Source organism: Stenotrophomonas sp. 28608_Sma (assembly GCF_056486185.1).
The window spans coordinates 2594141-2619681 of sequence record NZ_CM151308.1 but is presented as its reverse complement, the minus strand read 5'-3'; the positions used below and the strand labels follow the sequence as shown (position 1 = coordinate 2619681).

Here is a 25541-nt window from a genome sequence, read left to right as displayed (position 1 = left end):
CACCGTGGCTTCAGCTGCCATGCATTTTCTTGGGCAGTTTTTCCTTTGGCGCGATCTTGGGAGGGGACGTCGAAGAACGTGGCGCATACTCGGCCAAAGGTGTCGCCGAGGGAGGCGTTGCGTACCACGTCACCACATCGCTGGCCGGGATCGGAACAGAGCGAGATGGCTTCTTTGGCGTCCAACCGGACTCTGCAATGACCATGTGGCTACCAAGGCGATTGAGAACGAAGACATCGTGAATCTCATAGAGTTCCTTCCCTGAGCCTTGGACCGTGCTGCATGAAGCAATGACCGAAGCGGCCTTGGCGATGCGGCAACCTTCACTTGATACAACAACATTCTGATGCGGGCGCAGGCCCAGTTGGAACGTCGCCGCAGCACGATCAAGTGCCTCGAACATAGTGCCTGCCATTGAGAGCAGATAGATGATTGTAATAGATGCGGCGATAAGCCTCTGCTGCATGGGCAGAGCGCGAAGAGACAGAAAGAGGAAGTGGAGCAAAGGGAGCGCGAGATAGATACACACCAGTTCGGCGGTGGTTAGATTCTCTGCGGCTGAATGCGTGCCGAAAACTACAAGGGTCAAGAAAGGAAAGAAGAAGAGGTAGAGCCCTGTCGAGAACGCAACCAGTCTCAATGACCATGCGATGCGGCTGACCGGCTTGGATGCATCGCGCTTTAGAAGGATAGGGGCGAACGAAAGCAGCGCGCCAAGAAGCAGGAGTAGCGGAAGTGCCCACAAATTTTGCTCGCCAGTTTCAGTGAACAACGCGGCCCAGAGGAAAATTAGAGCGATGACGCCGCCCACCAGTAGCAGCAGCAAGCTGAGTCCAGTGGGTGCAACCCAAGGCCCATTGCTATTCCTGGGGCTGAGCTTGTCTGTGATGGCCCCGGCCGCATGCCACTCGCGCAACAAAGCGACGGGTAGCAAAGCGTAAACAACGAGCAGAACTATCATCAAAGCCGAGAATGCGACAATGGCAATTGCAACCAGCCCGAGGTCGGTCAGCGTCATTGCAGGCAGATATCGAACACGCCAGAAGAACGCGACCATTACGAGGGTGCCGAGCAGCAGGAACAGCCACTTGTGCGTGTAGATTTCAACAAGCAACTTTGAAATCGCTGGCCAAAGTGGGCGGGGCGGTGGCGGGGTCGTGTAGGGGCAGGGCGGTGAGAAAGACAATCTGGTTCTTCCATGGGGGGAGTTCCAAGAAGAAGTATCGGCTGCAGGGCGCTTTGCTTGAATGTTCGATCTTTGCAGGCAGCCGCATCGTTCGCTGCGGCCAAGAACCGAGCACAGCTTGGATGTTGATGTGCACTGGCACTGATGCAACTGCGCCAATGCAAGCTACAGGCGTGGCAATGATGACTTCCTGGAACTAATGCGAGTCAGTCAGGGCAGTTCTGCCCTTGGAGTTGCGGCCAGCGGCCGGCACTACCCCATCACCCGCCCAATGGCATCGGCCAGCAGCGCCCGCACCCGTTCCGGCGGCAGGTCGGGATCGCGCACGGCGCGCATGGCCAGACCTTCCACCAGCAGCCGCAGCAGCAGGGTGCGGCCTGCAATCTGCTCTTCGTCCACGATCCGGCCCTGATCGACATCGCGCTGGCGCAGCCAGGCATGGATCGCGGCGCTGGTCTGCTTGTCATGGGTACGCAGCACCTCGGCCAGCACGGGGTCGCGGTGTGCCTCGGCGTTGATTTCCGCATACAGGGCCACGCTGGCAATGGCATTGCCGTGGATCGGCAGCACCTCGCCGCGTGCCCATTGCTGGTAGCACTCCAGCAGCCCATCAATCAGATCGGACGCCACCGGCATCTCGCCGATCGAGGCCTGGTCGTGACGCAGCTGGCGCTCGATCAGGGCCAGGATCAGGGCGCGTTTGTTGGCGAAATAGCGGTACATCAGCCCTTGGCTGATCCCAGCCTCGGCGGCGATATCGCCGATGGAGCCGGCATGGAAGCCGCGGGTGATGAAGCACTTCTGTGCGGCGTCGAGGATGCGCCGGCGCTGGGCTTCGGCATGGGCGTCAGCGGGTACGGCTACGGCGGTTTTCGGCGTCATTGCGTGAAGTCGGGGCGTCCAGAGGCGGGATAGTACGTCACAAAAGGTGTGAATGAACGGTCATTCATTTGTAATTCCCGCCTCCCAGACTGCGCCGGCCTTCTCCTTCCGCGAATGAGTCCGATGCGCCACGCCCTGCTGCACCGCCCGCTGCTCACCCTCGCCATTGCCGCCGCACTGCCGGCGCTGGCCCATGCCGAAGACAGTCCCAGCGCCGACGCCGAGGCATCCGCCGATGCCGCGCGCACCGTGGTCGCCCTTGACCAGGTGATGGTGACTGCGCAGAAACGCGCCACCAACCTGCAGGAGACCCCGATCTCGGTATCGGTGGTCGATGCCGAAGCGCTGAAGGACCGCAGCGCGATTTCGCTGGGCAGCTTGTCCGATGGCTCCATCCCATCACTGCGGGTCACGCCGTTCGCTACCCGCAGTTCCGCGCTGAACATCGGCATCCGTGGCATCGGTGCCTCCGGCGACGCCAACCAACCGGCCCGCGATGCAGGCGTCGGCATCTATGTCGATGGTGTGTTCATGGGCCGTGCGCAGGGGCTGGGCAGCATGCTCTACGACGTGGAGCGCATCGAAGTGCTGAAGGGGCCGCAGGGCACGCTGTTCGGCCGCAACACCGAAGGCGGTGCAGTGAGTATCGTGACCAAGCAGCCGACCGGTGAATTCGGCGGCAGCGTCAGTGCCGGTGTGTCCAACTTCAGCGGCTACAACAGTGCGCTGCACCTGGATCTGCCCAGAGTGGGCGATGTCAGCTTCAAGATCGACGCCGTGCAGGCCAAGCGCGGTGGCACCACCGACAACCCGATGCGCGGCGAGCGGGACTTCAACAGCTACGACAAGCGTGGCGCACGACTGAGTGCGCTGTGGCAGCCGAGCGATGATTTCTCGCTGTTGTACGCGTTCGACCGTTCCTACGACGCCACCACGCCGTACCACACCCAGGTGCTGGTGCCGGGCGCCTACCTCAGCCCACTGCAGAAGGCGGGTGCCAGCCTGGACCGCCGCGACAGCGCCATCCTCGGTGGACCGCAGGAAGACAACATCGGCCGCACCAGTGGCCATCTGTTGAACCTGTCGTGGGTGTTGAATGACAACCTTGAGCTGAAGTCGATCAGTTCCTACCGCGAACTGACCCAGGGCCAGTTCGACATGGGCCTGGTCGATGCGATTTCCGCCTATGGTGGCGCAGGGACGCCGTTCGGTCGTTACAGCCTGGCGCAGGTCTACCAGCACCAGTACAGCCAGGAGTTCCAGCTGATCGGCAACACCTCGCAGGTGTAGTTCCTTGGCGGTGCGTTCTACTACCACGAGACTGCCGGTGACAATGCGCAGACCCCGAACATGCTGGTCTGGGGGGCGGGTGGCAACAGCTACACCGTGAATCCGGCGACCAACCCGCTGGATCTCTCGCGGGTACGCATCGACCGCGCCAGCAAGGCCTGGACCGACAGCCTGGGCGTGTTCGGCCAGGCCACGTGGACCCCGGAGGCACTGCAGCGCCTGCACCTGACCGCCGGCGGCCGCTATACCCGCGATGACAAGAAGGGCAGCCTGTACATCGTCAATGGCGCGGCGACCAACCTTGCGTTCAAGGACCGCTGGAGCCGCTTCGACCCGATGGTCAACATCGCCTACGACCTCGGCGAGCACACGATGGTCTATGCCAAGTACAGCACCGGCTTCAAGGCCGGCGGTGCCAACTCGCGCTCGACCAACTACACCGCGTTCGGGCCGGAAGAAGTGACGGCCTACGAGCTCGGCTTCAAGTCGCAGTTCTGGGACAACCGCGCGCGCCTGAACCTGGCCGTGTTCGATTCGACCATCGCGCACAAGCAGATGGACTTCTCGCTGCCGTTCGACCCGAACAGTGGCGAGACCCGCACCACCATGGTCACCACCAATGCATTGAGCGATGGCAAGTCGCGCGGCGCGGAACTGGAGTTCAACGTGATGCCGGTGGACAACCTCACCCTCGGCCTCAACTACGCCTATACGAAGATCGACGCGCAGACCGCGACGGACCCGTTCGGTGCAGGGGTGCAGGTAACGGTCCAGCCGCTGCTGGCGCCGAAGAACGCCGGCAGCCTGTCGATCGACTATCTGGTGCCATTCGCCAACTTCTCGGCGCTGAAATTCCACGTGGACGGCAACTGGTCCGATGGCTACTACACCAGCGAGTACGACCAGATGCTGACCGACAGCTCGTTCGTGGTGAACGCACGGGTGGCGCTGGTGGATGTGCCGGTCAACAGCACTGGCACCACCATGTCGTTCTCGTTGTGGGCACGCAACCTGCTCGATGAGCAGCACCTGTTCTACAAGATCAACAGCGCGGCTCTGGGCCAGAGCGGCATCTTCAACGACCCGCGTACCTTCGGCCTGGAAATGGCCGTCAACTTCTGATTCGAACGGAGAATTCCATGAAGCACCGCTCTACCGAACTTGTACTGGCCGTGATGCTCAGCCTGCCGATGGCTGCGACGGCTGCTGCCGCTGATGCGCCGCAGGTCGCCGCCGCGAAGCCGACGGCTGTTGCGAACGTGAAGCCCGTCGCTACCGATGCGCAGCGCGTGATCCCGCTGCAGGGCGCCTGGAACGTGCGTACCTTCGCCGGCCTGCAGGGCCGCCACGGTCCGATTCCGGCCGATGCGTTCGTGCGCACCGCAGACCTCGGCCGCCTCACCGATGCCGACCGTGATGCCCTGGCCGCGGCCGGCGTGAAGCTGGATATCGACCTGCGTACTGCCGATGAAGAGGCGCAGTCGCCGGACCTGCTGGCCAGGGATGATCGCTTTGCTTACCAGCGCATTTCGCTGATGGGCACCGAGAAGATGGACCTGCAGAAGATGATGACCAGTTTCCCGGATTCGCTGGGCGAAGCCTATGTGCAGTGGCTGGGCCACAGCCAGCCGCAGTTCAAGCAGGTGTTCCAGCGCATCGCCGCGCAGCAGGACGGTGCCGTGCTGTTCCATTGCACGGCCGGCAAGGACCGCACCGGCATCATCGCTGGCCTGCTGCTGGATCTGGCCGGCGTGCCGAAGGCCGAGATCGTGCACAACTACGCGATCTCCGCGCACTACCTGGAAGGGCAGCCAAAGGACAGCGCGATGAACGCGCAGATCATGGCGCTGGTCAAGCAGAATCCCGAAATCGCCCGCAAGATGGCTGGCATGTCCGGTACCGCACCGGACAACATGGAACAGTTCCTGGCGGCACTGCACAGCCAGTACGGTGGTGCGGAAGGGTACCTGAAGTCGATCGGGGTTAGCGAACAGGAGATCCAGCAGCTGAAGGTGCGGCTGGGGCAGGCAGGCTGAGGACTGCCAGGCCGAAGGCAGGTGCCGGAGAGCGGCGGCACCTGCCGTGCATCATCACGGCTGCTGCGGCGCTACCAGGATGGCGGCATCCAGCACCGGGAATGTCTGCGGTGCCTGGCCGGACGATGCGACCAGGCGGATCTCCAGCGTGGTCGTTCCCCCATCGGCGGCATTCAGCGCCTGCAGGGCCCCCAGTTTCTTCGGCAGCGGCACCGCGAACGTGGTTGGGTGGCTGTGATCCATCCCGGCCATGGTCGGCCCGAAGAACGATACGGTGCCGGCGTAGTACGGACTGTCGGCCGCCACGGAGGCGGTGCCCGCAGGTGCGTTGATCAGCACGTCGAACTCGCGCGTATTGTTCAAACCGCGTGGTCGCTCCAGGGTCACTTCGGCAATCAGCTGGCGCGGGCCCGATGTGGTCAGGTGCGCGCGCACCGCCTCATTGGGGACAGCTACGCGGACGGCGCCATCGGAGCGTGTGCCGCGCACCAGCCGCACCGCGCCGGCAGCTGCTGGCAGCGCGACCGCCTCCAGCAGGTCGTTGCGGCGCGCGTAGACGTAGTCGTAGTCGAAGGCCGTGGTGGAGAAGAACGCGCTGGCCGGACGCTCGCCAACGGGCTTGCCCTGTGCATCGACGAAGAACCGGAACGGTTCGTTCATGAACTGGCGCCGCTGGTCGACATTGACGGGCATGATCGGCTTGCCGCGGGATTGCTGCAGCTGGTTCCACACATCCCACAGGCGGTCCATGTTGGCGTGGTGCAGGTAGAAGATCGGATCGAGTGGTGACAGGAAGTTGGTCATGTTGCCGTAGGGGCCGGGATCGACCGCGCCGACGCCACCGATGCAGTTGTGCACCTTGTTGTGCGGGAATCCTTCCAGTACCGAGAATTTCGTGGCGCCGTCAGGCTGCACCACGTGCGAGGCCGTACGCGAGCTGGTGAAGCTGCGGCTGACATCGTCGTTGTAGAACTCGACCGGCGACAGCCCCGCGTGGATGGTGTCGGGAGACACGGCCGAAGCGGTCTTTGCATCGAAGCCGGGATTCTCGCGCCAGAGGTAGCGGGCGCCGCAGGTGATCGCATAGGCCGCATTGCCCGAGATGCCGGTCTTTTCCGCGACGCTGTAGCCGGTCACATCGTTCCAGACATCGTCTGCAGTGAGGTAGCCGCGGAACTTGAGCTGGCCGCGCTGGCCTGCATCCAGCGTATCCCAGTAGCGCTGCAGCGCCGGGCGCATGAATCGGGTGAAGACCGCCAGGTTGCGCGTATACGGCGCATAGGCGCCGTCAGTGGGCGTCAATACGCCGTCGAACATCGCTGGGGGAATCCGTGGCAGCTCGGTCCAGTCCCAGTAGGGCATGGCGAACTGCGGATCACCACTGAGCGTGCGGATGGTCTGTTCGAAGTAGCCGACATAGCCCCGGTGCCAGACGTAGAACCACCAGTTGCCGTGCGGGCAGTCCATCAGGTGCACGAAGGCGTTGCGGAACCAGTTGCGTGGATCGTCTGCCGGCAATGCCAGCATGGCCTTGATGCCGCGTGCATAGCTGGCCAGCATGCGCTGGCCTTCGGGGCTGGTGACGTTGTAGCGGTGGTAGCGTGCCTGCGCGGCCTTTCCGGCCGGTGCGGCGCCGCTGGCCCAGGCCCCGGGTGCTACCAGTGACGCCAATGAAGCGCTGGCGGTGGTGGCAAGAAAATCACGACGTGTGTAGCGCATAGCCTTCCCCTGGTGATTGGTTGAACCGCGTTGGGTTACAAATCACTGGCAGGGCCGGCGGCAGCGTGGCGGCCGGCCCGACGGGGACATCCAGCCCCGCCGCTTCCACCGGCAGGTGCAACGATGGCCGGGGTGGAAGCGGCGGTAGTATAGTCATGGCAAACAGAGCTGATCTGCGAAGCAGGCCACAGTCGCAGGCGCGTACACATCTGCCCGGCTGAAGCTGTTCACCGTCGTCGTTGCGGCGTTGTCGATCAGCCAGGCATGGCCTGGCTCTACGGGTCGGGTTTCACCCTTGCCACCCGTTTCCGGTACTCGTACACGTTGTCACCGCGTATGCGCTTTTCCTCGGTGCCGGTGACCCGGCCCACCTGCTGGTCCGAACCGGTCACGGGCTGCGCCTCGATTTCGGTCTCGTGCTCGAAGGAATGCGATTTGTCGGTGTTGCGGTAATAGCGGTACAACGCCCAGTACAGCGCGGTTGCGCCGGCCGGACCTGCCGCCAACAGCCAGAGGCCACTGTCGTCGCTCATGTCGATGCCACCAGGAAGGCAATTGCGAGGGCTTCAATGACGGTGCCGGTGGCAAGGGCCGCCAGCAGCATCTTCCATTGCTGCACGGGCACGCTGCCCATGGTTTCGCCGGTACGGCCGTTCACCGCGATGTAGTGCAGCATGCCGCCGTTCTTGCCAGGCTGATGGTACGAGTACAGCCAGACCGGCAGGTACATCGACACCCAGCGGGTGCCATGCACCTCCAGCTGTTCCTGCTCCCAGCGCACGCCGCGGTTGTAGCGCTTCACCGAGCCTTCCACCTGTGCGCGGGCAATCGACAGCAGCTGGTCTTCCAGCCGCGGCCGCAGCTTTTCCACATCCAGGTTGCGCTTCTCCGAAGTGAAGCCGGCCAGGTAGGAGGCGTTCCATTTCACCGCGTTCTTGGTATCGAACGGCAGGATGGTGTTGATGATGTTGTTGGTGTTGGCGCGGGTATCCAGGTTGCCGCGCTCGGCCGAGGATTCCAGCGGAAGATCGTCGACGGTGAAATCGACCTGGCGTTCGACCTGGTAGACATCGGCGTCGTAGAGGGTGCGCTTGTTCTTCTCGCTGCCGACCGTGTACTCACGGGTCTTGATCTCGCCTTTGCCGGCCACCGCAGCGCTGACATTGCTGTCGACGATCATGTAGGGCAGGAACACGCCCACCACGTTTTCCGGGGTGAACTGGTCCTTGAACGCTTTCAGCGCGAACATCCGGCGCTTGTCGACGAACTGGCGGATGCGCGCGACCGCGTCGTCCTTCTTGATATGGAAGGGCAGCACTGCATCAGGTACCGCGCCATTGCTGATCTGTTCGTTGACGCCGAATACGTGGCGGCACCAGTGGCAGCGCGCCGTCATCGTGCTTTCGGTATTGACCGTGACTTCGGCGCCGCAGCCGGTGCACTTGAACGTCATCAACGCCGAGGTGTCGGCATCGATGTCGCGTGCGCCGGACGCGATGACGGTGCCGCGCAGCTGGTCGATGGCTTCGCCCAGCCCGAATTCCTCCTCGACCCGCGCGCCATGCCATTCGTGACGGCAGTACAGGCAGACGAGGATGTCGGTGCCGGCCTTGGGCCGGATGTCGGTGGCGCCGCACTTCGGGCAGCGGTTGAGGCCGTCCTTCAGCTCGCTGGCCGAGGTATCGATGGCCACGGGATCGGGCGCTTCCACTTCATCGCGGATGGCCTGCGGCAGCTTCGAGGTGTCCAGCGGGAAGCTGCCGGGCAGGGGAGGGACGTCCTGCGGCGAACCGGGCCCATCCAACGACGACGCCGGCAGGGGCGGCGGCGTCGCGGGCGCGGATCCGGGCAGCGGCGGTGGGCCGTTTCGGGGATCGGACATGTTCGTTGTGCGTCCTGCTGTTACAGGCCCAGTGCCTTGGCTTTCAGGGCGTCATAGTCGCTCTGGGTGATCAGGCCCAGGTCCAGCATTTCCTTGGCCTTCTTCAGCTTGGCGACCGGATCGTCTGCCGCCGGGGTGACCGGCTGCTGCATGCCACCCACACCGAACATGCCCGACGCCATGCCGACGCCGACCAGGCCCGCCGCGCCGCCGTTCTCACCAGCCGACTGGATGCCCTGGGCGACACTGGCCTGCAGGTTGGAATTGCCGCGCGAACCGGACAACGCATCGGCGCGCTGCACGGTCTTCAGCAGTTCGCGGGTATTGGCGTCGTACTCGATCGAGACGATGGCGGTCTTGACGATGGCCAGGCCACGGTCCGACTTCCACTGGTAACCCTGTTCGACGGCGGCCGACAGGCTCTGCGCGAAGCCCAACGAGTCCTGCTGCAGCTTGGTGATGCGGTTGCCCTTGCTGGGATCGTTCGTATACAGGCTGAAGGCCGGCGCCAGCGAACCGACCACTTCATTGAACAGCTGGCTGGCAGCGGCGTTGTCCAGATCGGTGAAGTCGAACACCTGGCCCGGCCGCAGGTAGCTGGCCGGTACGAAATTCTTCACGAACAGGATCGGGTCGACGATCTTCAGCGTGTACGAGCCGCGGGTGATCGCACCGACCTGGGTATTGAGGAAACCGTCGTCCCAGTAGATTTCCGACTGGGTGCCGAAGCGGTTGTCCGGCAGCTCCTTCAGCGAGACGAAGTAGGCCGCCTGCTGCGCGCCCGGCTGGCCACCGAACTTGAAGCGCTCCCAGCTCTGCTTGATGAAGGTGCTGACCAGGCCGTCGCCGGCGAAGATCGACTGCGAGTTCAGATCGTCCGAACGCCACTCGTAGCCGCCCGGCTCGGCAACAAACGCGGTGATCGCGCCGTCCTGGAGCAGCAGCAGACCGTAGCCTTCCGGCACGATGATCTTCGAGCCATTGGTGATGATGTTGGACGAGCCGCTGGTGTTGGAGCCGCGGCCGGCATTGGTGCCCTGCGGCACCGCCGCGAACAGGGCCGCCGTGGACGGCAGGCCCGCCGGCACGGTGTAGAAGTCCTTCCACTGGTCGGCCAGCACACCGCCAACCGCACCCTTCACCGCCTGTACCAGACCCATGACCAACTCCCTGTGATTCGAGGGCAGGCACCATGCCTGCCGAGCTGGACTGAATATAGCAGTGGCCGGGGGCGGCTGTGGTGCCGGTGGGTGAATGGGCACCGTGGAACCCCTGTAATAGTCCGGACGTTGATTCCGCCGCCGACTCCGGGCCTAATCGGCGGAGGGTCAATGACGTCCCAGCCGACGCCGTGTCGGGTCTAGCCAAGGAGTGGAGACATGATGTCGAACAGTGATTCCGCAGAGCGCCGCACCCAGTACTACGCGTTGTTCGAACCCACAGAAGTACTTGAGGATGGGCGGTGGAACCCGGAAGCGCAAGTTCTTGTCGACGCGATTCCAGTGTCAACTGCTGAAGATCTGGCGGGGTTGGAAGGGATACCGAGATCCATTGACTTTCTGTTGGGCAGCGTGCCTGCCGGTAGTATCCCGGTGCAGTGGCAAAGTGATGCGGCATGGCATCTCATCACGCTCACTGGCACGCCGACCGAAAATGCGATTCCGATGTCCACGGCTGTCCTCGGTCCGAACGCTGAAGGGCAAGATCTGACTTTGTTCCTGACGATCCAGAACATGTCCTCGCACGACGTTTCCATCACCGGAAAGATCGGAACGTTTCTTGCTGGAAAAGAAGCAGAACCTGGCACCATCGAAGAACTGCTTGATCGGATCGACGCAGAGTCAATTCATGGTGTTGCGATTTACGACGTGGGGCAGGCAAACTTCAGTGCACTAGTCGATGAGCTGGAGCACCCGCACCTGTTTTTTGACATCGGTCGTCCACTCGGATTCAACGCATATACAAGACCGATGCTTCCAGCATTCGACCCGCTGGTATTCGCTCCCAGTGATACATATCCGCAACCAATCATCCTTTCCCATCTGGACCAGGATCATTGGCTGTTCGCTGTACAGTCCGGAGCTGCTGTTTGGGATCCGGCAGCAGGATACTGGAAGACGACTCCAATCTATCGCCAAGCGGCTCTTGAACGCGTATGGGTTGTAAGGCTTCCGCTTGGAATTCTCTACGGAGGCAGCCATATTCACTTCCTGCTGGAGTTGCACAGCCTCGGCATTCTGCTCGTCTGGCCGGAAGCATGCGCATCCATTCAATCGGGCGACATTTCCATCTGGCAGTGCACTCCTTCAGTTGGCGCGCCGGCCACACAGCGATACATGAAAAACAACACGTCGCTGGCACTCAGGGTTGATTCTGCGCATTCCGCCGCCGTGCTGTGTGGTGATGCCGACTACGGCTCATTCGCCCCAGGGGTTTTCGTTGATGTAACTGCTGTAGTCGCTCCACACCACGGAGGTAAGATTCAACTCGGCGCTACACCAGTCGTGCGGGGGCCAGGTCGCATGGTCCTCTCGACGTATGAGAATGCCTATCCGAGTGTGCCCCATGACCAAACCATCGCCGATGCGCTGAACAACGGATGGTTCGTAACTCGCACGGATGCAAGACATAGCTGTGGCCGATGCGGCGAGGTTCATGGCCACAAGTACATTCCACTCGCTGGAACCCAGCCAGAATGTGGATGTGGAGTTGTCACTTCTGCGCAGATCTGCCTGCCGCACGTGCAATAGGACTCCAGCTGGCTACAACATGTACGGAATCTTGAACGCCAACGTGAAGTCCGGCGCATCCGGGGTCAACCCGATGCCCAGCAGCGTCACCAGCGTGGTGTGCTGGTTCAACGCATAGGTCACGCCCAGGTTAAGTGATGCCGCATTGGCATCACTGCCGATTACCTTCATCCACTTGCCGCCCTGGAAGCGGGTGGAAGCGCGTGCGCTGATGCGGTCACTGAAGGACAGGCTCAGGCTGGTCCGCTCGTTGAATGCGAAGGCCACGCCTGCGCCGAAGTACATCGAGCCGCCCAGCTTCACATCGCCCGGGTTCACCGTGTCCGGATTACTGTCGATGTCGTTGAACCCGCGCGGGATGGAGTGCACGTAGCCGATGTTGGCAAACAGGATGGCCGGGTCGGCGGTCTTCACCATCGACAGGCCCAGGTTGGCCTGCCATACGCCATTGCCAGTGGGTTGCTCGCGCGGCACGGCGAAGCGGATGTAGTCGTCGTCATCGCGCTCGATCACCTTCCAGTCCAGGCCGTAGGGTGCGCGCCCGGTGGGGGCGGTGACGCCGGCGGTAAGCACGGTCTCAGGACGCCAGCCGCGTTCGCCGAACAACCGGTAGTTCGCACTGAGGCCGATATCACCCAGGCCGTTGCCGTTGGTCTCTTCCTGTGCAATGGCGGCCGCTGCTCCGCCGGCGCCGCCCTTCTGGTATACGGTGCGCCGGGCCAGGTAAGGCACGTCCAGGTTGAGCGTCAGGTTCGGGCTGACACCCCAGCGGGCCGCCACGTTGTAGGTCAGCGAGTCGGACTCCACGTTCTCGATGGCGATATTGCCGAGGAAAATGGCGTCCAGCGCGAGGAAGCCGTTGAGGGTGAGCTGCTTGCGGTCGTAGCGGGCGTAGGTGAGGCTGTTCTCGATGGTGAAGCGGCGGGAGAAGAGGGCCGATTGCTGTTGCTTCACGTCGTCCACGCTGCGCCGCGACTCCTGCTTGGCCTGTTGCGCCTCGGCAGCGGTACTGGCGTAGCCCTCGCTGCTCGGAGGGACCGCGGCGGCGGCCGCCTGCGCCAATGGCGCGGCCGGTGGGGCTGTGACCGGGCCAACCCGCCCGCTCAAGCGCGCCTGCATGGCCTGGACCTGCATGTCCAGTTCGCGCAACCGCCGCACTTCCTGTGCGTAGTTGGCCTTCAGCTGTTCCAGCTGGTTGGCCAGGGCCTGCACGTCAGCGCCATCGTCAGACGTCGGCGGTGCGGCAAGGGCGGTGCCCGCCAGCGCCGCCAGCGCCAACGGGGTAATCCTCATCAGGGTGTGCATGTTGGTGTCCTGCGTTGTGGAGCGTTTCCCCCAATGCCAGGCCCTGTTACTGGCCTGGCCCCATACCGCGGTTCAACGCAATCGCCTGGGCCACGTTCTGGCTCAACGGCAGGTTGCTGCCCACGGCGTTGCGCACCAGCTCCAGCCGCAGCTGGTTACTGGCGATCTGGCCGTCACCGGCGAGGGCGATACCCTGGCCGACGCTGCCATTGCGGATCCACTGCTGCACCAGCCCCTGGCCATCCACCTGCAGCAGCAGGCGTGCCTGGTTGCCTTCCAGCACGGCGGTCGCGCTGGCGCCGGCCTGCTGCGCGGTGACGTTGCCTGCGCCATCAGAGAGAACGGCTGGCACGCCACCCTCGCGGACGGTCAGCGTGGTGACGTTGCGCGCGACATTGCCATCGCCGGCCACCTGCACGCTCTGCACCAGGCCGCTGGCGTTGGCCAGGCCGCTGCTGTCGATGCTGCGTCCGTGGTTATCGGGCAGCGGCGCATCGGCTGCCGTGACATGCACGCTGGGCTGGAAGCTCAGCTTCGGCGCGCCACCACCACGGAAGTCCATGCCCAGGGTGAGGCTGCCCTGCAGCGTCGCGCCGTTGCTGGCCTGCCACTGCGACACCATGGTGACCCCGAACCAGGCAACGTTGTTGCCACCCACGGTGTAGCGCCCCCGCATCAGGCTCAGTTCCGGGTCCGGAATTTCCTTCAGGCCGTGACCGGGAGCACCCTCTGCCGCCTGCAGAGGCAGGGAAGGGAAGGCCAGCAGCAGAGCCATCATCATCGGTTGGCGGAACATGGTCGAACCTCCTTCAGAACAGGTCGGCGTGGCTGAAGCCGAAGTCGACCAGTTCGGCATCGGTGATCGGCCCTTGCCGCGCGTACAGCGCGCGGGCGCTTGGCCGTTCGCTGGGTTGCAGAAGAGCGGTGTTGCGATCGAAGTCGCTGCCGATCACCACGAAGACCGCGCGCGATGGCCAGGCGGCCAGGAACTCCGGAAGGGCCAGGCTGCGGTTGCCCAGGATCGGGTCGGCCACTTCCACGATGCCGTTGCGCACCTGCTTGAGCACCACGAAATGGCGGAAACCGCGCACGTCCATCAACACAAGTCCTGGCACGCGAAGGGTGCGCAGTCGTGTTTCATCGATGCGGTAGCCCCGACCGCGCATGCCCAGCGATTCCACGTAGCGCTTGATGTCGAGCAGCGAGAAGCCGCGCTCGGCTACCAGAGCGGGATCGGAGACCCCCATCATTCCCTCGACCACCGTCGCCTCGTCGGTATCAAGGTGGTAGGCGTGGCGCAGGATGGTGGCCAGCGCGGCGGCCCCGCAGCTGTAATCGGTGTGCTGCCGCACCACGTTGCGGTAGCGCCGCTCCTGCATGCTCTCCACCTTCTGCTGCAGCAACGCGCCATTGGGCAATACGCCGCTGAAGCGCACCTCGCCCGCCCACGCGGAGGCGGTACCCAGCAGCAACAGCATCGCCAGCAGGCGCATCGAGAGGCGGCAACGGATCATCACGTTCTCCGGCAGCAGGGGGGAGCCCCTGTCCCAAGGGGGAGGAGGAACAGGGGCTCCCGGGGACCCGGCCATTGGCGGACGGCCGGGGTGTTGCGCTTACTCGCCGGTGCCGCCACCGCCGCCGGTGCTGGGCTGGGCGACGGCCAGGGCCAGGCTGTTGGCCTGCAGGTTGCCGGTGCCCGCAGCAACGTTCACGCCGATGTTGCCGGAGGCGCCGGAGAAGGCACTGCCGGACAACGCCGAGGTGTTGGTGGCGTTGACGTTCACCCAGCGCGTGGTGCTGACCGTGCCGCTGAGGCTGGCGTACAGATCGGCCACGCCCAGTTCGACGAACTGGCTGGTGCCACTCTCACGCGTATCGAAGCCCAGGCCGCCCACTCCCGGCCGGTTGGGGTTCATCGTGGCGTTCTGGATCTCGTTGTCCAGGTCGATGTGGCCGGTGCTGTTGCCACCCGGATGTGGCAGCTCGCCATTCCATGTATCCAGATAGTAGTTGGCCATCTGGTAGGCGTTGCCGGTGCCGCGGTAGGTGCCCGCGCCATAGGCCAGCGTCAGGCCGCTGACGCCGCCACGCATGCCGACCTGCACGGTATCCGTGTAGGACTGCACGAAGCCGGCATTGCTGACCGTGTTGCCGGTGGAGACCTGGTTGGAGCTGATGCTCGACTGCGCCACCGCGGTGGTCGCGACCGAGGCCGCGAGCGCGTTCTTCTGCTCGTTGTTGTTGCCCGAGGCGATGTTCACGCCGATGTTGCCCGAGGCACCACCGAAGGCGTTGCCGCCGAGACCTGCGGCGTTGGTGACCCCGGAGTTCATGGTGGCGTTGCCGAAGCCGGCCTGGTTGACGAACACCTCGGCGTCGGCCATGCCGAAGCTGAAGGACGCGTCGGCAGCGGACAGCGACGCGGCATTGTCCTGCGCATTGTTGTCGCCGGAGACAACGTTGAAGCCGAGATTGCCCGAGGCGCCGGCACCCACGCTGTCACCGATGGAAGCACTGTTGGTGACCAGGCTGTTGCTGGTGGCGTTGTTGCTGATCGACTGGCGGTTGTCGATCACGGCAATGGCCGCCGAGTCGAGGTCGATGTCGCCGGTGATGTTCGGGTCACCGGAGAAGTTGATGTCGGTGCTCAGCCGCAGGTCCTTCTCCAGGTTCACGTCGACGCCGTGGTTGTTCTTTTCCTTGCGTTCGTCGGCCTGGATGTTGCTGTGTTTCTGCACATTGACGTTGACGGTGCGGTTGCGTACGTCGTTGTCGGTGTGGTTGTGGGTGTCGTTGCGGGTTTCGCTGACGGTGTGGTTGTGATTGATGTTCGCGTTGGCGTTCTGGTTGTCCCAGCCATTGGCCGCAGCGGCGGTCGAGGCAGTGGCAATCGCCATGGCGAGCATGGTCTGTTTGACGGTCGCTTTCATGGTGCCCTCTCTCTCATCAGGTGGTGCATCGGTTGGGTGGTTGTCACGGGCGGTCCTGCACGACCAGGCCCAATACGTTGGCCGTGTCGTTGCCGTTGCCCGCGATCTGATTGAGTTGCAGGACCCCGTCGAATCCCCGCAGTGCGGTGCTGGCTACACCTGCGCTGCGGGTGCCCGTCGCGACGCCGTGACCGGTGTCGTCCCGCCCCCCTGCCAACGCGGAACCCTCGGCGGCCAAGGCCGTATCGTCGGTTTCGCGTATGCCCTGTCGGGCCAGCGTCGCGCTGACGACGTTGAGCGTCGTGTTGGCGATGCCGCTGGCCTGGTTGATGGATGCGATGCCACTGGCATCGGCCAGTGCGTCACCGCCAATGAATGCAGTGGCCTGCAGCGGCCCGGACAGCACGCGGTTGCCCTGCTGCAGTTGCCGCGCATTGATCGCGACGTCGGCGCGATCACCCTTGGCGATACCCCGTAGGTTGGCCTGCACGTTGAGGTCGCCGGCGGCCTGGTTCACGGCGATGGCGCCATTTGCTCCAGCAAGTACGTGGCCGTCGATGCGGGCCACGTCGAGATAGGCGAGCATGCCGCTGTAGTCATCGGCCCGGGTCGCCCAGGGCGCGGCAGCGAGCAGCAGAAGCAACCCGTGCAGGGGCTTCATTTTCCACCTGCCGGGGCCGTGCCCTGCAGCGGGAACTGGGCCAGTGCGCCGCGCACGGTATCGGCGATACCGCGGGTGCTGCTGCCGACCGCACCGAGCGGCCCACTCATGGCTCCCCCCAGATTGCTGCCGACCATGCCGTCGCCACTGCGGCCCAGGGTGCCGCCCAGAGCCTGCTGGGTGACCCGTTCAACGGTGGTGCCACCCGGCGCCGCGATGGACGCGGCCTGGCCGGCGCCCATGCCGGCATAGTCCTCATCGTTCAACTCGTCCATGCCGGTTGTTGTGCCGCCGGCACCCAATGCGGTGGCGATCTCGCGCTGCGGCTTCGGGTCGGCAATCAGCGCCATGCCCGGCGGTGCCATGCGATATGCCGGGCGTGCAGATACATCCCGCAGCAGGACGATCTCGCCCGGTTGTGCCTTCACGCCTTGGCGGGCGCCGGATGCGGATGCGCCCGCGCCAACCGACAGCAGGGCCACTGCCAGTGCTGCGGCCAGGCCGCGAATCAGGGTGGAGCCGTCCATGCCGATCTCCCGCGATGGGTGCGGCGGAACCACGCATCAACCGTGCCAACTTCGAAGTGCCCACCGGCCAATGTCGGCACCGTGCCGCACCTGACCGGGCTGCTGCCACGCTGTTACAGGCACGTCGCGGAATTGTTGGGATTTCGAAGCCCCAGGCACCGCAGGGCAAGGGCCGCGGGCGACTGTCGCATCCGTGTTACAGGTGGCGTCGCGGTCTGCAACGATGCCGCTTCAGCCAGGAATTTCTTGACGCACTGCTCATTGCGCCGCCGTTTAGGGAAGCGCTAGGATCCGCCCAACAAAGGCCGCCCCGGTGGCCGTAGAGGTCCCGGCGGGGGGCGGCACGCCGGTGATTGCCTGACAGTCCGCCGACGGTGTCCGGATGCTGGGGGAAGCATGGCAGCGGTCCCGGAGGCTTCAACGTCACGTTGCGTGCTCTGGTTTGGCGAGCCGTTGGCGAACGAGCGCAGTGCGCTGGCGGCAGCAGGCTGGTATGTGCGCAGCATCCGTCCCGATCCCGCCATGGCGATTGGCCTGCGCGGGCGCGATCGCTTGCTCGCCGTGCTCGATCTGCGCCACCTCGATGCGGTCGCGCTGCAGCTGCTGGTACCGTGGATCGAGCAGCACCAGCATCTACCCTGGCTGGCGGTACTGCCACCGGGTGGCGGACCTGCTTCAGCGGCCTGGCTGCCGTTGCTGCAGCGATGCTGTGCCCGCTTCACGCTGCCGTTCGGCCTGCAGGATCTGGTCTGCGCAATGCGCCAGCAGTTCGACGCAGATGATCCGCCTGTCGACGCAACCTGCAGCGGGCAGGGACCGCACGCATTGATTGGTGAAAGCGCTGCGCTGCATGCGGTGCGCACGGTGCTGCACAAGTTCGCGCCGGTGGAGCTGCCGGTGCTGGTCACCGGCGAAACCGGTACAGGCAAGGAACTGGCCGCACATGCGCTGCATGCGTTGTCGGGGCGTGCTGGGAGGCCTTTCCTTGCGGTGAACTGTGGTGCGATTCCGGCCAACCTGGTGCAGTCGGAGCTGTTCGGCCACGAACGTGGCTCGTTCACCGGTGCCGACAAGCGGCAGATCGGCGTGTTCGAATCCGCGCACGGCGGCACGGTGTTTCTGGACGAAGTCGGTGACCTGCCGTCGGAGGCACAGACCAGCCTGTTGCGTGTACTGCAGGAAGGCACCTTCGAGCGCGTCGGCAGCAGCCAGCCGTTGCGGGCGGATGTGAGAGTGCTGGCTGCCACCCACGTGGAACTGGAACACGCGGTGGCGCAGGGCCGGTTCCGCAGCGATCTCTACTACCGTCTGAACGTGCTGCGCCTGCTCATGCCACCATTGCGTGAGCGCGGTGCCGATGTGCAGCTGCTGGCCGAACACTTCCTGCGCTGTTTCCGGCAGCGCCACAGCGTGCGTGCACGCGGCTTTGCGCCGGCCGCACTGCAGGCCATGCGGCGTTTCGAATGGCCCGGCAACGTACGCGAACTGCTGAACCGTGTGCAGCGTGCAGCGATCATGGCCGAGGGCGAGCTGATCAGCGAGCGTGACCTGGAGCTGGGCGCATCGGTGGCGGTCCTGCCTGGGGCGATGCTGCACGATGCGCGGGGCCAGGCCGAGCGCGATGTGCTGCTGCAGACCCTGCGCCAGACCGGCTACAACGTTTCCGAGTGCGCGCGGCAGATGCAGATCTCGCGGGTGACGGTGTATCGCCTGTGCCGCAAGCACCGGCTGGAGCTGCCTGCGCAGCGCTGATCAGCCGGCCGCCAGGTGCTTGAACAGGCGCAACGGCTTGCCCGTGACGCGCTCGATCACACCCTTGGCTTCCAGGTCCAGCTGCACGGCCTTCAACCACCAGCCGGCGGTGGCGCCTGCCGGGAACAGGGCGGTGGGCAGGTGCGGCAGCAGCGCCTGCTTGGCCTGCGCAACGGTCAACCCTGGCGGTTTCGCAGGCAGGGTCTGCAGCAAGGCATGGCGCATGGCGAGATACTTGGCACGATCCACGCGCTGGATGTGCCCGGGCGTGGTGATGCTCTCGATCTCGATCCGCTCGGGCTCAGACATGGCTATCTCCCGCGACTTCGATGCGTGGGCTGCGGAAGCCCATGGCGATCCACGCCTTCATCAACCGTGCATGGAACCGCAGCGACCGGGTCTGCAGGTTCGGCACATCGTCCGGAAGGACAGACGCATCAGGAAGATCACTGACCATCGTCCGCATCTCCACGGCGGGTCTTGCCGATGCGGGCCACAACAGGCCATACAGGCTCAGCCAATGGCCGCCACTGAACTCCAGGAACAGCGGCGTATTGCAGCAGCCCGCCAGGACGCGGCGGCTGCCGCCCCTGCTGGACAAGCGCAACGCACGCAGCATGGAATGTCCGGCGTCGATGCTGACGCGATCCTTGCGGTGCATTACGAAAAGCGTCTGGCCATGCGGGCCCAGTACTTCGGGTGCTCGGGGCAGCGACTGCAGCATGGCGGCGGCCTTGCGGCAGCTGTCGCAGCAGCATTCGACGGTGGCAATGGGTTGGCCCGTGGCGGTCAGGCGGACCTGGCCGCAGGCGCAGGCAAGGGACTGATGGGAGGGCATCTGCATTTTCTCCTGGGGTATTCATCCTCTCGACGAACCCGGGTGCCGGGAATCGACAACATCCGCCTTCAAGGGCGCTTCATCCGGTAGCGGATGCGGTACAGGTCCAACCTTGCACCGTCCGCACGCCGGGCCGAATAGGTCAACGTGCCGGGTTGCGAGCCATCCAGCATCGCGCCGTAGCTGTCGCTGGACGCCTCGTTCAAGGGCGAGGGCAATGCATGGCCCGCGTCATAACGGCCTCCACGCTCGTAGGCAATGAACTGGCGTACCGGTGCGCTGCCGAAGTCGAGAGCGCGGGCAAAGACCACAGTACGGCCATCCCCGAGGAAGGTGGCATCGAACTCCTGCGCCGAGGTATTGAGGTCTCCGGGCAGTGGCCGCGCGGGCTGCGCCTCACCACGGACCATCGCTGCGACGTAGAGGTCATGGCCACCCGCACCGCCTGCACGATTGCTGGAGAACAGCAGCGTGGCTGCGTCTGGTGAGAGCATCGGCGCGAACTCATCGGCTGCGCTGTTCACTGCGGGGCCAAGATTGACCGGTTCCCCGAATCGGCCGTCGCTCCCCACGCTGACCCGATACAGATCGTCACCACCCTGGCCGCCTGCTCGATCCGAACAGAAATACACCACGCGGCCATCGGCGGAAAAGGCGGGATCGAAGTCACGTCCCGGCGTGTTGAACGGCACCGGCGTCGCAGGCCGCCAGCGCTGCCCGTCGTGGCGCGAAACCCATATGTCATACCCGCCCGGACCGCCGGGCCGGTTGCGGCTGAACCACAGTGCGGTTTTTCCGTCCGGGCTCAAGGTCAGTCGAATCTCGTCGTACTGCGTGGATGCAACGCCCGGAGCAAAGCGCTCAGCCGGGCCGACGATCTGCAACACCCTGGATGGAGGCGCGCCAGGCGATGCAGACACCAGCAGCATCACGGCCAGCAGCGCCTTCATGCCTGCCGCTCGAAGTCGCTGACCCAGTTGGTTTCCCAGCTGCGTCCACCATCGGTCGAGGCCGCCTGTTCCCAGCGCGCCGAACGCGGGGTAATGCGTGACCAGATCACCCGCGTCTGGATCGCTCGTCCGTCGTGCTGGTCTTCGCCGAAGAAGCGACCGACACCGGCCTTGAAACCACCGCGCAGCGGCGCGCCGATCCGGGTCGGTTCCCGGCCATCCAGCCACCAACTCAGCCAGTGCCGCTCAGCCGCATTCCAGGCGCGGATGCCCATGCCGCGCAGCGGGGCTCCTGGCACGTCCATCAGATTGTCACCTACGTTGCCGAATCCTCCCAGTACCGGCCAGTTGTGCAGGGTGCCGTTGAACGCGTCCCACGCATCGCTGCCTGCCAGCCGGGCGCGCAGGCGACGATGGCGCACGTTCCAATGGCCCACCAGAAAATCAAAATCGCCCGGTGCATCCGGCAGCTTCGGAAGCGGCGAGGGGGCCGCAGCCGTGCGGCGGAACCAGTTGCGCCAGTTCACCTCCCAGTGCGCACCGGCATCGTCGGAGAATGCCTGTTCCCACCACGGCTCCTCGCCATGGATGGCGTGCCACCGGAACCACACGTCGATGGGGCGTCCGTCGATCCGGTCGGTGCCGCGGAAGCTGCCGGCATCGCCCTTGAAACCGCCGCGTACGGGGGCTTCGATATGGGCAGGATTGCGGCCATCGATCCACCAGATCGACCACGTGGAAGACACCGGATCAAAGGCACGCACGCCCAGGCCCCTGTAGGGACCCGAGGGCAGTTCCATGACGTTGTCATCGATGGTGCCGAGCCCGCCCAGGGTGAGCCAGACCGCGCTGGCGCCGGTGAAGGCTTCCCAGCGGGTATCGCCCACCAGCCGCTCCTTCAGGCGTTGGTGCCGGACCTGCCAGTTGCCCTGCAACCATTTCCAGTCTTCGCTGTGACTGGCCAGGGCCCACCCGGCGGGCAGGGCGGTGGACGCGGCCGTGGCGGCCAGGGTGACCAGGAACTGCCGTCGATCCATATGCGTGATCCCCTACCGAAGGTGCCCCCATGGTTGCGGGTGCGAAGGGGATTGACCACGCAGATATCGGGGCTCAGGCTAAGTCACACTTATGGTCACCCAACGCCAGCTGCCATCGCTTGCCGCCATCCGCGCCTTCGAGGCGGCGGCGCGGCTGGGCAGCTTCGCGCGTGCCGCCGAGGAGCTCGACACCACTGCGGCATCGGTGAGCTATCACGTGCGGCGGCTGGAGGCCCAGACCGGTACCTGCCTGTTCCTGCGCCACGCACAGCACGTGGAACTGACGGTGGTGGGTGCCAGCGTCGCGCAGGAAGCCACCCGGGCATTCGACGCACTACGCGCCAGCTTCATGCGCGCCGCTGGCATGGATGCGGCGCGACTGCGCCTGTCCGTACTGCCAACGCTGGGCACCAGTTGGTTGACGCAGCGGCTGGGTACGTTCCGCGCCCGCCATCGGCAGCTCCTGCTGGAACTGGATCTGTCGGCAGAGCCGCAGGATCTTGCCGCCGGCCACTTCGATGCCGCCATCCGCAACGGGCATGGCGAGTGGCCTGGGCTGCAGGCCACGCCCTTGTTCCCCAGCGTTTTCATGCCGTTGTGTGCGCCGGCGCTGCTGCCGGCGGCCCGTGGGCTGGGCAGCACCGCGCTGGAGATTCCCCTGCTCGGTCGGCCGGACTGGTGGGCCCTGTGGTTCGCCGCGCACGGGCACCTTCCACCGCCGGCACCAGGGAGTCTGGTCACGCCCTTCGCCGTCGAGCATCTGGATGTCGGTGCCGCGATCGCAGGGCAGGGCATCGCCATCGGTTCGCCGATCCTGTTCCAGGCCGAGCTGGAGAGCGGGCGCCTGGTGCAGGCGCATCCGGGTGTCGCCAGCGACGGTCGCAGCTTCTGGTTCGTGGCGCCCTCGGCGCGGAGTGGCAGCGCCAAGGTCATCGCATTCCGTGACTGGTTGGTCGAACAGGCCGCCGAGGCACGGCACGCAGCACGCCATCATCTGGCGCAAGCGGTGACGCCGTGAACCAGAGCCCCGAACTGCTGCGACGACTGCTGCGTGCCAAGGACCGGATGGACCGGGCCAGCCATGAGGAATGGCCAGTCACACGCCTGGCCGAGGTCAGTGCGGTGTCGCCGGCGCACTTCGCCCGCTCGTTCAAGCAGGCATTCGGGCTGCCGCCGCACCGGTATCTTCTCAGCCGGCGCATCGAACGGGCCGTGGCGATGTTGCGTGACACCGACCTGCCGGTCACCGAAATCGCCGTGCAGACCGGGTGGAGCAGCCTGGGCACCTTTGGCCGCATCTTCCGTGACATCACCGGTGACAGCCCGGGCAATGTGCGTGAGCGTGAGCGTGCAGGCCAGGCGGCGTCGGCCAGCGTGCCGGAATGCCACGCACGTGCCGCACAGCGACCGGACCTGAAGATCGCAGTTTTGGAGAAGCGTCGCCGCGAGGCGGTTGCTAACGTGGACCCCACCTGAGGGAGGTCCCATGACGAACACTGTGAACACGGTCGGCCTGTATGTGCGCGACCAGGATGAGGCGCTCGCGTTCTATGTCGGCAAGCTCGGCTTCGAAGTGCATACCGATGTACGCAACGGCAGCTACCGCTGGCTGACGGTACGCAGCCCGGGCCAGGACGGTTTCCAGCTGGGCCTGTTCGTGCCTGGCCCGCCCACCCACGATGCGGCCACCGCGCTTTCGCTGCAGCAGCTGGTGGCCAAGGGCGCAATGCCGCCGCTGGTGCTGGCCGTGGATGACTGCCAGGCGTGCTACACGCAATGGCTGGCGCTGGGCGTGGAATTCACCCAGGAGCCGATCGAGCGCTATGGCGCCGTGGACGCCGGATTCCGCGATCCATCAGGCAATGGCTGGAAGATGATCGAAGCCCGCTCCGAGACGAGGCGCCGGCAATGAGCCGCGGTGGCTGGGCACGGCCGGTGCACCGTTGGACCTCAATCGTGTTCACCCTGGCGGTGATCGCCAACTTCGTAGTGCGCGCGATGGGACAGGGCGAGCCTGCGGCGTGGCTCACCTACTCGCCGTTGCCCCCCCTGTTCCTGCAACTGTTCACCGGCCTTTACCTGTTCGTGCTGCACTACGCCGGAAGGCGCCGCAGCGCCGCACTCGGCGCTGCGGGCTGAGGCAAGGTCAGGCGACCGCGTCGACCGCATGGGCGGCAAGCAGGGCGGGCAGGTCTTCCATGCGCTGGAAGATCACCTGTGCACCCGCCGCACGCAGGGCCTCCGGCGTACTGTGGTGCGGACCGCCTTCACTGAAGCCGAACACGGTTGCGCCAGCGGCCACACCGGCCGTTGCACCGGTAACAGTGTCCTCGATCACCGCGCAACGCTTCGGGTCCACGCCCAGCGCAGCGGCGGCGGCCAGATAGACATCCGGATGCGGCTTGGTGTGCGGCATGTCCTGGCCGCTGAACACGTGGGCCCCGAAGGCATCAAGGATGCCGACCTTGCCCAGCTGCAGCTTCACCTTGTGCAGATCGGCGCCGGACGCGCAGGCAATCCGGCCGCCGATGAGCACCGCGATCGCACGCACCGCCTCGGGCGCACCCTGGATGGCAACCAGGTCACGTTCCAACGCGCGGTTGCGCTGCTGGCGGAACTCTTCCAGCCATTCCTCGGTGAACGGCTTGCCGGTGCGTTCTTCGATCAGGCCGGCCAGATGGGCCACGGACTGGCCCAGGAACACCTCACCGGCCTGCGCCGGGGTCAGCGGCCAGCCGCGCTCGGTCAGCATTTCCGAAAGCACGCGGGCGACCAGCGGCTCGGAATCAACGAGTACGCCATCGCAGTCGAACAGCACGGCATCGAAGGGGAAACGGGACATCTACAGCTCCAAGGGGCAATGCGGTGGTGCAATTGCCCGCCATTTTCCCACAGCCATCCTTGCGTGGCACCCGGAGCGGGTGCCACCCATTCCCGGCAGGCCGATCAGCCCAGATCACAGCCCGCTGGCTGCGGCCAGGTGGTGGCCGGCAGCATGTTCTTCAGCGAAGCGGGCGCGTTGATCGCCACATAGCTGGCGCCCAGCAGCTCCTCCAGGTCGGCGATGGTCACCAGGTAGCTGTCCAGGCTGCCCAGGTTCGCTTCATTCGGGATGATCCAGCTGATCGCCTTGGCGGTGCCGGTGTTCGGATCGCGGGTGATGATCGTCTTCCAGAAGAACTCCGGGGTCGGAATGCCGTGGCTGGCAAGGAAGTAATCGTTGGACGCGTCGGCGTAGACCACGCCGCCGTAGACATCCACCGGCGCGATGTCGCGGTAGCACTCAGCCACGTTTTCGGCCTTCACCCAGACGCCCTGATTGAAGCTGGAAACCTGCGGAACGATGTTGGTCATGTAGTTGGCGCGACGGATGTAGGTCGCGTTGTAGTCCATGTGGTTGGAGGTCACCAGATGGCCGCGGTCATAGCCGCTGCGGATGCTGGCATACGACGCGGTGCTGTTCTGGCCGAGGCAGCCGGCCGGCAGGTCCGGGTCTTTGTAGAAGCTGGACGGGCGCGCGGCGGAGCCGGTGTCGGCGGTGAGCGTGTACTCGTAGCGGGTGGCGCTGTGGATGCTGCAGTCGTAGGTGAGCACGAAGCCGCCCTTGTTGAGGGTGACGACCTGGGCCTGGGCGGCACCGGCGAAGGTACTGAGGACGAACGCGAAGAAGAAACCTGCAAGGCGCATTGCGATTCTCCAGCAGAGGATTCAGGACGCAGCCGCCCGCCACGACCGGGCCGGAGCGAGGTCATGTGAGGACACTGCGGAGTCGGGTAGTGCGGAATGCGTGGGACGT

General features: G+C 64.9%; 27 protein-coding genes. 9 read left to right on the top strand and 18 right to left on the bottom strand.

Going from position 1 to position 25541, the window contains the following annotated elements; genetic code table 11:
• Positions 1-10: 10 nt before the first annotated feature.
• Together ACZLHH_RS12340 and ACZLHH_RS12335 are read right to left on the bottom strand one after the other, a co-directional pair.
• The gene (locus ACZLHH_RS12340; RefSeq protein WP_180844325.1) at positions 11-1114 is read right to left on the bottom strand and encodes a hypothetical protein; all 1104 of its coding nucleotides are present in this window, start codon (positions 1112-1114) and stop codon (positions 11-13) included.
• Between the two features lie 324 nt (positions 1115-1438).
• Positions 1439-2068 carry a TetR/AcrR family transcriptional regulator gene (locus ACZLHH_RS12335; protein ID WP_180844324.1) on the bottom strand — a complete coding sequence of 210 codons (630 nt, stop codon included), beginning with the start codon at positions 2066-2068 and terminating at the stop codon, positions 1439-1441.
• A 123-nt stretch (positions 2069-2191) separates the two neighbouring features.
• Here ACZLHH_RS12335 and ACZLHH_RS12330 point away from each other — a divergent pair, with 123 nt between their 5' ends.
• The 3 genes from ACZLHH_RS12330 to ACZLHH_RS12320 are packed head-to-tail and all read left to right on the top strand — an operon-like array spanning position 2192 to position 5394.
• Positions 2192-3358, top strand: coding sequence for a TonB-dependent receptor (locus ACZLHH_RS12330; RefSeq protein ID WP_258014037.1), 1167 nt, complete (start codon positions 2192-2194; stop codon positions 3356-3358).
• Between the two features lie 60 nt (positions 3359-3418).
• Positions 3419-4480 carry a TonB-dependent receptor gene (locus tag ACZLHH_RS12325; protein WP_258014036.1) on the top strand — a complete coding sequence of 354 codons (1062 nt, stop codon included), beginning with the start codon at positions 3419-3421 and terminating at the stop codon, positions 4478-4480.
• Positions 4481-4497: 17 nt separating this feature from the next.
• Positions 4498-5394, top strand: coding sequence for a tyrosine-protein phosphatase (locus ACZLHH_RS12320; protein WP_049422211.1), 897 nt, complete (start codon positions 4498-4500; stop codon positions 5392-5394).
• 54 nt (positions 5395-5448) lie between these two features.
• Here ACZLHH_RS12320 and ACZLHH_RS12315 read toward each other — a convergent pair whose 3' ends face one another.
• The 4 genes from ACZLHH_RS12315 to ACZLHH_RS12300 all read right to left on the bottom strand — a co-directional run bounded on the left by ACZLHH_RS12315 (position 5449) and on the right by ACZLHH_RS12300 (position 10155).
• A complete protein-coding gene (locus ACZLHH_RS12315) occupies positions 5449-7113 on the bottom strand; it encodes a tyrosinase family protein (protein ID WP_180844323.1) in 1665 nt (554 codons plus the stop codon).
• Positions 7114-7388: 275 nt separating this feature from the next.
• Positions 7389-7646, bottom strand: coding sequence for a hypothetical protein (locus ACZLHH_RS12310; RefSeq protein ID WP_071228322.1), 258 nt, complete (start codon positions 7644-7646; stop codon positions 7389-7391).
• Positions 7643-8995, bottom strand: a complete 1353-nt coding sequence (locus tag ACZLHH_RS12305; RefSeq protein WP_132810184.1) for a TFIIB-type zinc ribbon-containing protein — start codon at positions 8993-8995, stop codon at positions 7643-7645. The genes ACZLHH_RS12310 and ACZLHH_RS12305 overlap by 4 nt, the downstream gene beginning before the upstream one ends.
• 20 nt (positions 8996-9015) lie before the next feature.
• A complete protein-coding gene (locus ACZLHH_RS12300) occupies positions 9016-10155 on the bottom strand; it encodes an SPFH domain-containing protein (protein ID WP_180844322.1) in 1140 nt (379 codons plus the stop codon).
• Positions 10156-10374: 219 nt separating this feature from the next.
• Here ACZLHH_RS12300 and ACZLHH_RS12295 point away from each other — a divergent pair, with 219 nt between their 5' ends.
• Entirely contained in the window at positions 10375-11745 is a 1371-nt protein-coding gene (locus tag ACZLHH_RS12295) for a ComEC/Rec2 family competence protein (protein WP_180844321.1), read from the top strand.
• A 12-nt stretch (positions 11746-11757) separates the two neighbouring features.
• Here the strand turns inward: ACZLHH_RS12295 and ACZLHH_RS12290 are convergent, their stop codons facing one another.
• The 6 genes from ACZLHH_RS12290 to ACZLHH_RS12265 all read right to left on the bottom strand — a co-directional run bounded on the left by ACZLHH_RS12290 (position 11758) and on the right by ACZLHH_RS12265 (position 17168).
• On the bottom strand, positions 11758-13050 hold the full coding sequence (locus tag ACZLHH_RS12290) for a transporter (protein ID WP_180844320.1): 1293 nt from the start codon (positions 13048-13050) through the stop codon (positions 11758-11760).
• Between the two features lie 46 nt (positions 13051-13096).
• A complete protein-coding gene (locus tag ACZLHH_RS12285) occupies positions 13097-13846 on the bottom strand; it encodes a hypothetical protein (RefSeq protein ID WP_180844319.1) in 750 nt (249 codons plus the stop codon).
• Positions 13847-13859: 13 nt separating this feature from the next.
• Entirely contained in the window at positions 13860-14564 is a 705-nt protein-coding gene (locus ACZLHH_RS12280; protein WP_180844318.1) for a C39 family peptidase, read from the bottom strand.
• A gap of 99 nt (positions 14565-14663) precedes the next feature.
• On the bottom strand, positions 14664-15980 hold the full coding sequence (locus tag ACZLHH_RS12275) for an adhesin (protein ID WP_180844317.1): 1317 nt from the start codon (positions 15978-15980) through the stop codon (positions 14664-14666).
• Positions 15981-16023: 43 nt separating this feature from the next.
• Positions 16024-16641, bottom strand: a complete 618-nt coding sequence (locus tag ACZLHH_RS12270) for a hypothetical protein (RefSeq protein ID WP_180844316.1) — start codon at positions 16639-16641, stop codon at positions 16024-16026.
• Positions 16638-17168 carry a hypothetical protein gene (locus ACZLHH_RS12265; protein WP_180844315.1) on the bottom strand — a complete coding sequence of 177 codons (531 nt, stop codon included), beginning with the start codon at positions 17166-17168 and terminating at the stop codon, positions 16638-16640. Before ACZLHH_RS12265 ends, ACZLHH_RS12270 begins: the two co-directional genes overlap by 4 nt.
• Positions 17169-17564: 396 nt before the next feature.
• On the opposite strand from ACZLHH_RS12265, the gene ACZLHH_RS12260 reads away from it, so the two are divergent.
• A complete protein-coding gene (locus ACZLHH_RS12260) occupies positions 17565-18920 on the top strand; it encodes a sigma-54 interaction domain-containing protein (protein ID WP_180844314.1) in 1356 nt (451 codons plus the stop codon).
• On the opposite strand, the gene ACZLHH_RS12255 is transcribed toward ACZLHH_RS12260, so the two are convergent.
• The 4 genes from ACZLHH_RS12255 to ACZLHH_RS12240 all read right to left on the bottom strand — a co-directional run bounded on the left by ACZLHH_RS12255 (position 18921) and on the right by ACZLHH_RS12240 (position 21745).
• Complete coding sequence (locus ACZLHH_RS12255; protein ID WP_049401493.1) at positions 18921-19229, bottom strand: DUF6958 family protein; 309 nt, start codon at positions 19227-19229, stop codon at positions 18921-18923.
• A complete protein-coding gene (locus ACZLHH_RS12250; RefSeq protein WP_239509097.1) occupies positions 19222-19758 on the bottom strand; it encodes a GFA family protein in 537 nt (178 codons plus the stop codon). Before ACZLHH_RS12250 ends, ACZLHH_RS12255 begins: the two co-directional genes overlap by 8 nt.
• A gap of 68 nt (positions 19759-19826) precedes the next feature.
• Entirely contained in the window at positions 19827-20708 is an 882-nt protein-coding gene (locus tag ACZLHH_RS12245; RefSeq protein WP_180844313.1) for a TolB family protein, read from the bottom strand.
• The gene (locus ACZLHH_RS12240; protein ID WP_049422226.1) at positions 20705-21745 is read right to left on the bottom strand and encodes a hypothetical protein; all 1041 of its coding nucleotides are present in this window, start codon (positions 21743-21745) and stop codon (positions 20705-20707) included. The genes ACZLHH_RS12245 and ACZLHH_RS12240 overlap by 4 nt, the downstream gene beginning before the upstream one ends.
• Positions 21746-21836: 91 nt before the next feature.
• Between ACZLHH_RS12240 and ACZLHH_RS12235 the strand changes: the two genes are divergently transcribed.
• The 4 genes from ACZLHH_RS12235 to ACZLHH_RS12220 are packed head-to-tail and all read left to right on the top strand — an operon-like array spanning position 21837 to position 23884.
• The gene (locus ACZLHH_RS12235) at positions 21837-22763 is read left to right on the top strand and encodes a LysR substrate-binding domain-containing protein (protein WP_180844312.1); all 927 of its coding nucleotides are present in this window, start codon (positions 21837-21839) and stop codon (positions 22761-22763) included.
• Positions 22760-23221 carry a helix-turn-helix domain-containing protein gene (locus tag ACZLHH_RS12230; protein ID WP_049401498.1) on the top strand — a complete coding sequence of 154 codons (462 nt, stop codon included), beginning with the start codon at positions 22760-22762 and terminating at the stop codon, positions 23219-23221. The genes ACZLHH_RS12235 and ACZLHH_RS12230 overlap by 4 nt, the downstream gene beginning before the upstream one ends.
• 10 nt (positions 23222-23231) lie before the next feature.
• Positions 23232-23657, top strand: a complete 426-nt coding sequence (locus ACZLHH_RS12225) for a VOC family protein (RefSeq protein WP_121503347.1) — start codon at positions 23232-23234, stop codon at positions 23655-23657.
• Positions 23654-23884, top strand: a complete 231-nt coding sequence (locus ACZLHH_RS12220; protein WP_121503346.1) for a hypothetical protein — start codon at positions 23654-23656, stop codon at positions 23882-23884. Before ACZLHH_RS12225 ends, ACZLHH_RS12220 begins: the two co-directional genes overlap by 4 nt.
• A 7-nt stretch (positions 23885-23891) precedes the next feature.
• Here ACZLHH_RS12220 and ACZLHH_RS12215 read toward each other — a convergent pair whose 3' ends face one another.
• A complete protein-coding gene (locus tag ACZLHH_RS12215; protein WP_180844311.1) occupies positions 23892-24587 on the bottom strand; it encodes an HAD family hydrolase in 696 nt (231 codons plus the stop codon).
• Between the two features lie 104 nt (positions 24588-24691).
• On the bottom strand, positions 24692-25432 hold the full coding sequence (locus ACZLHH_RS12210; RefSeq protein WP_180844310.1) for a DNA/RNA non-specific endonuclease: 741 nt from the start codon (positions 25430-25432) through the stop codon (positions 24692-24694).
• Positions 25433-25541: the final 109 nt, after the last annotated feature.